This is a genomic window from Variovorax sp. 01T439_2 (assembly GCF_056398445.1).
The window spans coordinates 1-8,178 of sequence record NZ_JBFTPJ010000159.1; the positions used below are offsets into that span (position 1 = coordinate 1).

The window sequence follows — 8,178 nt, forward strand, 5'->3', positions numbered from 1 at the left end:
CAAGGCTGCCTTCATGCAAGCAAACGGCCTTCGGGCCGTTTTTTCATGCCGGCGTGCCCAGCCGTTCGAGGATCAGGTCGTGCAGCGTCTGCGCCGCCACCGAGAGGCTGCCCTCCCGGCGCTGCACCAGGTAGATGGTGCGCGTGAGGCCGGGCAGCGGCAGCGGCCGCGTCACCAGCGTCTCGCGCTGGAAGTGGAAGAGCGTGAGTTCCGGCACCACGCTGATGCCGATGCCGGCCTCGACCAGCCCCATCACCGTGGCCAGGTGCTCGACCTCGAACACCGCATTGAGCCGCAGCGGATGCAGCGCCGCGTCGAGCGACTGGCGCACGCTGCTGTTGCGCGCCATCTGGATGAAGGGCCATGGCGCGAGCTGCCGTGCCGTGAGCCTGGCGGCGCCGGCGAGCGGATGGTCCTTGCGGCAGACCAGGTGGAAGCGGTCGCCGCAGAGCTTGCGGCCGCGCAGGTCGCTGGCCGCGGCCGCGCCGGCACCCGTTGCCGCCAGCGCGAAATCCGCCTGGTGGCTGCGCAGTTGGGCAATGCAGGCGTCCGACAGCGCATCGTGCAGCTCGACCGTGATGCCGGGCCATGCCTGCATGAACTCCGCCAATATGGCCGGCAGCCGGCCCGCCGCCAGGGAGGGCAGGGCCGCCACGCTGACCCGGCCCTTGCGCCGCTGGGCATGGTCGGCCAGGTCGCCGATGGCGCCCTGCATGTCGTCCAGCAGCCGCCGCGCCGAGGGTTCGAACAGCCGGCCCTCGGGCGTGAGCTGCACGCTGCGCGTGTCGCGGTCGAACAGCCGCGCGCCCAGCGTTTCCTCGAGCGTACGGATCAGTGCACTGAACGCGGGCTGCGACAAGTGGCAGGTCTGCGCGGCGCGCGTGAAGTTGCGCTGCTCGGCCAAGGCCGTGAACGCGCGCAGTTGGCGGCTGGAAAGCTCGGGCGCTGGCATCGGTCTGGAATCTGGGTGGATGGGCCGGGAATCGGGGCTTGTGGATGGTATTCCTGTGCCCTGTACGCAACGTGCCTTGGCAATTCCGGCCGGCGGGCGCCAGAATCGGCGTTTTTGTAAAAAAATTGTGACTTAAGGCCCAATTCGGCATCATGATCCGGGCCATGAGGTCCGGCGAAGTTTCTTCCGCTTGGCGACGCGTGCTCTGGACGCATGTTGCCGTTCTTTTTCTTGCTTTCGCTGCAACGAACAGCAAGGCTCAGCAGCCGGCGCCTGCGCAAGGGCTTCGGATCGTGGGCGGGCTGGCGAGCGTGAGCCAGTACACGCTGCATGAAGAGCGCTTCTGGAGCCAGGACCTGCGCCGCCTGAGCGGCGGAAAGTACAGCGCGAGCATTGTGCCGTTCAACCAGGCCGGCGTTCCGGGGCAGGAAATGCTCAATCTCATGCGGCTGGGCGTCATTCCGTTCGGCACCGCGCTGCTCAGCCAGGTCAGCAACGAGTACCCCGAACTGGGCACGCCCGACATTGCCGGGCTGAACCCCGACATGCCCACGATGCGGCGGGTGGTCGCAGCCTTTCGGCCTTACCTCGAGAAGACGCTGCGCGAACGCCATGGCGTCGAGCTTCTCGCGGTGTACGTCTACCCCGCCCAGGTGATCTTCTGCAAGCGGGCCGTGACGCGGCTTTCGGACCTGGCGGGGCGGCGCGTCCGCGTGTCGGGCAGCAGCCAGGCCGACTTCATCCGCGCGCTCAACGGCGTGCCCGTCTTCACTGAATTTTCAGAGATCATGGCGAACATGAATTCGGAGAACACCGAATGCGCCATCACCGGTGCGATGTCCGGCAACACGCTGGGCCTGCACAAGATGACGAATTCGCTCTACACCATGCCCATCAACTGGGGCCTGGCCGTCTTCGGCGCCAACACGGRTGCCTGGAACGCGCTGCCTGCGGACCTGAAGGCCCTGTTGAAAGCCGAACTGCCGAAACTCGAGGCCGCGGTCTGGAACGAGTCGGAGCGCGACACCGGCAACGGCATTGCATGCAACACGGGCGCTGCAAGCTGCATGAAGGGCACCAAGGGCACGATGGTCGAGGCGCGCCCTTCTGCGGATGACGAGCGGCGCCGGCGCGAGATCTTCGCCACCAGCGTGCTGAGCCGGTGGGTGCAGCGCTGCGGGGCCGTGTGCGCGGAGGTGTGGGACCAGACCGTCGGTCCCATTGCTGGAATCAAGGCTCCTGTCGGGCAGTGAACAAGCCTGTGCCCAGCCGCATCACCGGCTTCGTCTATGGCGTTGCGGCGCTGTTTCTCGCGGCCGTGCTCGCCATTGCCGGGCTGATGGCATGGCAGATGTACCAGAAGGAGATTGCCGACAGCGAGGCCCAGGCCGTGCGGTTCATCGGCACCTCGGAGGCTGCGCTCAACCGCAGCCTGCTCGGGGCGAACACGCTGCTGGCGGGCCTGGGGCAGTTCCTGCGCAAATCCAGCGGAAGCACCATTGCAGGCGACATTGCGCAAGCCGAGACCGTCCAACTGGTCGAAACCAGCGTTCGCCAGAGCCTGCTGGCGCGCTACGTCGCCTTCCTGACGCCCGAGGGCCAGGTGATCGGGTCTTCCGACCGGCGCGGAGCGAAGCTGGCGGTCCAACTGCCCGACGGATTCCTGCAAGAGGTCCTGGGCCGTCCGGGATCGGTGATGTCGATCAGCACGCCCTCGGTCAGCCCGGTGACTTCCCAGCAGGTGCTGCATCTTGCGCGCGTCCTCACGCTCGCGGACGGCAGCAAGCTGGTCGCGGTGGCCGAAGTGCAAGTCTCGGTGCTCACCACCATCCTTGCGCAAGGGGCCAACATCAGGGGGCTCGAGGTCACGCTGGAGCGCGAAGGCGGGCTGCTGCTGGCCAGCATGCCGCCGCGCGACGACCTTGCGGGGCGCACCATCAGTCCCGCGTTGACCGACCAGGCGGACGGGCGTCCCCGGCACATGCATTCCCGGCTCAGCGGCGCTCCGGCCATCGTGGTGGCCCGGCCCACGCTGCATCGAGGCCTGCTGATCGTCGCGAGCATTCCGCTCGAGTCCGCGCTCGAGGATTGGCGCAGGGACCGCAACGTGGTTGCGGCCGCGGCCCTGGCCTTCGCGCTGATGATCCTGGCCGTCACTTACTTCGCGCTCGCGCAGCTGCGGCGGCAGTGGCGCGCGCGCGCGGAGCTGCTGCGCTCCAAGGCCACGCTGGACCAGGCGCTCGAATCCATGGTGGACGGCTTCGTGCTGCTCGATCCCAATGACCGCGTCGTCACCTGGAACCGCCGCTTCGTGGACTTCTTTCCCTGGACGCAGCCGCTGCTCGCGCCGCTGGTGCCGTTCCAGCAGATCGTGGAGCAGAACGCGCGCCACCTGCTGACGCAGAACGACCAGGAGATCACGCTGCTGAACGGGCAGGTGATCGTTGCGGTGAACAGCCCCACGCCCGACGGCGGCCTGGTGTGCGTCTACCGCGACGTGACCGAGAAGAAGCGCCACGTCGCGGACATCCTCGAAGGCAAGGCTCAGCTGCAGGCCACGCTGGATGCCTTGCCCGACGTGCTGATGGACGCCGGCATCGACGGCCGCTGCTACAGCTTCCATTCGCCGCGCCGCCCCCGGCCCGCATTCAAGGTGCGCGAGCCCGTGGGCAAGCTGATGTCGGACCTGCTGCCCGCGAATGCCGCGGCCGAGGTGATGGTGGCGCTGCGCGATGCCTTCGAAACCGGCTTTTCCACCGGCCGGCAGTTCGAGATCCGGACGGCGCGGGGCGTCACGTGGTTCGAGATTTCGGTCTCGCGCAAGGTCATCGGCGAAGGCGCCGCCGCGCGCTTCATCGTCATCCTGCGCGACATCACCGAGAGCAAGCTGGCCGCCCGCGAGATCGAGCACCTGGCCTTCTACGACATCCTCACGGGCCTGCCCAACCGCCGGCTGCTGCTGCACCGGCTGCAGGCCACCATCGACGCAAACGTGCGGCGCTCGCGCCACGGCGCGCTGCTGTTCCTGGACCTGGACGCCTTCAAGACGCTCAACGATGCGCTCGGGAACGCCACGGGCGACGAGCTGCTCAAGCAGGTGGCCGCGCGGCTGCAGGACAGCCTGAAGGAGGGCGGCACGGTCGCGCGGCTCGGAGGCGACGAATTCGTGGTGCTGCTGGACAACCTCAGCGAAGACGCCGGCGTGGCCGCGATGCAGGCCAATGCCGCCGGCGAGGCCATCCTCGCGGCGCTGAACGGGACTTTCCAGCTCGCGGACCACCAGTACCACAGCACCGGCAGCATCGGCGCCGTGGTGTTCAGCGCCACGCAGCAGTCGCTGGAGGATCTGCTGAAGCAGGCGGACATCGCGATGTACTACGCCAAGTCCGCGGGCGGCAACGCGCTGCGTTTCTTCGAGGCCTCGATGCAGACCGCCATCACGGCCCGCGCAACGCTGGAGAGCGAGCTCCACGCGGCGCTGGCGGGCGAGCAGTTCGTGCTGCACTACCAATCGCAGGTGGCCTCCAATGGCCACGTGGTGGCCGCCGAGGTGCTGATCCGCTGGCAGCATCCGGTGCGGGGCATGGTGCAGCCCGGAGGCTTCATCGAGCTGGCGGAGGAAACCGGGCTGATCGTGCCGATCGGCATGTGGGTGCTGGAGACGGCCTGCGTCCAGCTCGAGCGCTGGAGCCACGATGCGAGGCGCCGGCACCTGCGGCTGGCGGTGAACGTCAGCGCGCGCCAGTTCCGCACCGACGACTTCGTGGACCGCGTGCGCGACGTGCTGCGGCGCACCGGCGCCGACCCGACGCGGCTGGAGCTCGAGCTCACCGAAAGCCTGCTGCAGGACAAGGTGAGCGAAACGATCTGCAAGATGCAGGCGCTCGCGGCACTGGGCGTGCGCTTTTCCATGGACGACTTCGGCACCGGCTTCTCGTCGCTCTCCTACATGACCCAGCTGCCGCTGAACCAGATCAAGGTCGACAAGTTCTTCGTGCAGAGCATCGGCCTTGATCCGAAGGTCGAGCTGATCATCCAGGCCATCATCGGCATGGCCCGCAACCTCGACCTGGAGATCGTGGCGGAGGGCGTCGAGACGCAGCAGCAGTTCGAGTTTCTCCAGGCGCACGGCGCGATGCTGTGCCAGGGCTACCTGTTCAGCAGGCCGGTGCCGCTGGATCAGTTCGATGCCCAGCTGGATGTCGAGATGGCGAGCTGAACGCAGGCTGCGCTCACCAGGCCACTGCGATGCGCCTTCCATTCCCCGCCGTCCCCCGCCTGAGCCTGCGCGCCCGCCTGTCCGCGGGCGTGCTGGCAATCGTCTTCCTGACGACGATGGGCGTCACCGCCGCGGCGCTTTATTTCCTCAAGCGCAGCATGGAGGCGGCCATTGCGAGCGAGGAATTCGAACGCATCTCCGCCATCGCCGGCGCGGTGGACCAGAAGTTCCTGAGCCGGCGCACCCTGCTCAAGACCTTCGGCGACGGCGTCGAGAGCCGCAACCTGGCCGGCCCCGGGGAACTGCAGGAGCTGGTCATGCAGCACGGCGCGCTGAGGGAGGCGTTCGACAACGTGGCCCTCACCGGCATGGACGGCGAACTGGTGGCCAACCTCAACGGCACGCAGCCGATCGGCAAGGTCAACATCAAGGACCGCGAGTATTTCCAGCGCACGGTCGCTGCCCGCGCGGGCGTCATCTCCAAGCCCTTCCGCAACCGCGTGAGCGGCCTGGCGCAGATCGCCATGACCGAGCCCGTGCTCGACCGCAGCGGCAAGGTCGCCTACGTGATCTCGGCCTTCGTCAACCTCAAGGAAAAGAACTTCCTGGGCGAGCTTGCCAATGTGAAGTTCGGCAAGAGCGGGTACATGTTCATCACGAACGCCGATGGCATCGTCATCGACCATCCCGACAAGTCGAAGCTGCTTCAGCGCGTGGACGCCGGCGGCGCGCGCAACCCCGCGATCGAGCGCGCCATCGCGGGCTTCGAGGGCGCCATCGAAGCGGCCGATTCCCAGGGCGTGCACGGGCTCTACGCCTTCAAGCGCATCGGCCAGACCAACTGGGTGCTGGGCGTGGTGTATCCGCGCGACGAGGCCTTTGCGCGCATTGCGCGGGTCGAGCGCTACGCCTGGGCCGGCGCGCTGCTGCTGACGCTGCTGGCCGGCGGGCTGGCCTTCATGACCGCGCGGGCGCAGCTCGCACCGCTGTCGCGCCTGCGCGAGCACATGCAGGTCTCGCGCGCCGCCAGCGCCTATGCGCCCATGCGGGAGGCACCGCCGGACGACGAGGTCGGCGATCTCTCGCGGACCTTCGACCTGCTGATGACGGAGCGGCAGGCCGCCAACGAGAAGCTGGCCGCCAGCGAGAGATTCCTGCGCGACGTGACCGACAACCTGCCGGCCGTGGTTGCCTACTTCGACAGCAGCCAGCGCTGCCTGTTCGCGAACAAGGCCGGCCTCGGCATGCGCGGCAGGACGGTGGCCGACATCGGGCGCATGACCATGCAGGAGTCGCTGCCCGACCACGTCTACCGGCAGCTCGTGCCGGGCATCGCCAAGGTGCTCGCCGGAACGCCGACGCGCACCGAAGGCAGCTACGAGCGCAACGGCAAGCCGGGCTTCTTCGAATGCCACCTGGCGCCCGACATCCGCGAGGACGGCACATTGGCCGGCTACTACGTGATGACCTTCGACGTGAGCAAGCGCAAGCAGGCCGAAATGCACAGCGCCGAAAGCGAGCGGCGCCTGCGCGGGCTGACCGACAACGTGCCGGCGCTCCTTGCCGAGCTGGATCTCGAGGAACGCGTGGTCTTCTGCAACGGCAGGTACCAGGCCTGGCTCGGCGTCTCGCCGGAGGCGATGGCGAAYCGCCCCGTCCACGAGGCCATCGGCGAGGCGCACTACGAAATCCGCAGGCCGCTGCTGGCGCGGGCATTCGCGGGCGAGGTGGTGTCCTTCGAGCAGACCGCCCGCCTGCTGATCGGCGATCGGACCTTGCAGACCACCTATCTGCCCCAGCGCACCGCGCAAGGCGCGGTCACCGGGCTGTACATCCTGTCGAACGACGTCACCGAGCTCAAGCAAAAGCAGATGAAGCTCGATGCCCTGGCGCGCGAGGACGCGCTCACCGGCCTGCCCAACCGCCGCTCATTCGAGGAGCATGCGCGTGACGCCATGGCCAGGTCCCGGCGCGCCAGCCTGCCGGTCTGCCTGCTGTTCCTGGACATCGACTACTTCAAGACGATCAACGATTCGCTGGGCCATGCGGCGGGCGATGCGGTGCTGCGGGAATTCGGCCGCCGGCTCAGGGAGAGCGTGCGCGAGACCGACATGGCGGCGCGCTACGCGGGCGACGAGTTCGTGATCCTTCTCGAAGGTGCCAGCGGCGCCGCCGAGGCGCAGGTGGTGGCCGGGAAGGTGCTGGCCGCCATGCGGCCGGCTTTCCATCTGCCCGGCCGCACGCTGCAGGCCACCACCAGCATCGGCGTCGCGGTCTCGGAGGACGACGAGGACTTCGCGTCCTTGTTCGTGCGTGCCGACACCGCGCTCTATGCGGCCAAGAAAGAAGGAAAGAGCCGCTTCATGATGGCGCCGCCCCGGTCTGCAAAACCCGGCGGCGCGTCGTGGCCGCGCGAAGAGCCTTCGAGCGCCTGAGGCCCGCAGGGCCGCGCCTCCAGCGTGCARTCTGGACCTTGTCCTACGCGAAAAGTAACCATTGCTGGCCTAAATTGGCAACACCGTTTCATGGCGGACACCGCGCGCCGTGGCATCGATCGCGCGGCCACTGAAGGGAAAAAGAGCAATGGCAGATCACGGCGCTGGGAGTGCACCCCTGAACCAACGCACTCTGACCGACGCCGATTTCAGGCTGATGGTCGACTCGGTCACCGACTACGCCATCATCGTCCTCGATCCTGGCGGCATCGTCATCAGCTGGAACGAGGGCGCCCGCCAACTCAAGGGATACGACGCCCCCGACGTCCTGGGGCGGCACTTCTCGCTTTTCTATCCGACCGAGCTGATCGAGCAGAACCGGCCGGAGCAGGCACTCGAAACGGCGCGCCGCGATGGCCGCCTGGAGGAAGAAGGCTGGCGCCTGCGCAGCGACGGCACGCGCTTCTGGGCCAGCGTGGTCATCACGCGAATCCCCGGCGCGGGCGGAGAAGTCCGCGGCTTCTCGCTGATCACCCGGGACCGCAGCGAGATCCGCCGCCAGGACGAGATGC

The 8,178-nt window shown here is 67.8% G+C and carries 5 protein-coding genes; 4 read left to right on the plus strand and 1 reads right to left on the minus strand.

From position 1 onward, the window contains the following. Positions 1 to 43: 43 nt before the first annotated feature. Positions 44 to 952: a LysR family transcriptional regulator gene (locus tag AC1DOC_RS10175; RefSeq protein ID WP_018903797.1), complete on the minus strand. Its 909-nt coding sequence runs from the start codon at positions 950 to 952 to the stop codon at positions 44 to 46. A gap of 152 nt (positions 953 to 1,104) precedes the next feature. Between AC1DOC_RS10175 and AC1DOC_RS10180 the strand changes: the two genes are divergently transcribed. The 4 genes from AC1DOC_RS10180 to AC1DOC_RS10195 form a co-directional block, all read left to right on the plus strand. Next, positions 1,105 to 2,205, plus strand: a complete 1,101-nt coding sequence (locus AC1DOC_RS10180) for a TRAP transporter substrate-binding protein (RefSeq protein ID WP_478129758.1) — start codon at positions 1,105 to 1,107, stop codon at positions 2,203 to 2,205. Beyond that, a complete protein-coding gene (locus tag AC1DOC_RS10185) occupies positions 2,202 to 5,171 on the plus strand; it encodes a bifunctional diguanylate cyclase/phosphodiesterase (protein WP_478079126.1) in 2,970 nt (989 codons plus the stop codon). Before AC1DOC_RS10180 ends, AC1DOC_RS10185 begins: the two co-directional genes overlap by 4 nt. Positions 5,172 to 5,200: 29 nt before the next feature. Beyond that, positions 5,201 to 7,606 carry a diguanylate cyclase domain-containing protein gene (locus AC1DOC_RS10190; RefSeq protein ID WP_478079127.1) on the plus strand — a complete coding sequence of 802 codons (2,406 nt, stop codon included), beginning with the start codon at positions 5,201 to 5,203 and terminating at the stop codon, positions 7,604 to 7,606. 148 nt (positions 7,607 to 7,754) lie between these two features. Next, positions 7,755 to 8,178, plus strand: a 424-nt coding sequence (locus AC1DOC_RS10195) for a PAS domain-containing protein (RefSeq protein ID WP_478129759.1), incomplete at its 3' end; no start/stop codon positions are given.

Coding starts and splice junctions, on each gene's coding strand:
- AC1DOC_RS10175 (WP_018903797.1), bottom strand. CDS start 952: ATGCCAGCGCCCGAGCTTTCCAGCCGCCAACTGCGCGCGTTCACGGCC.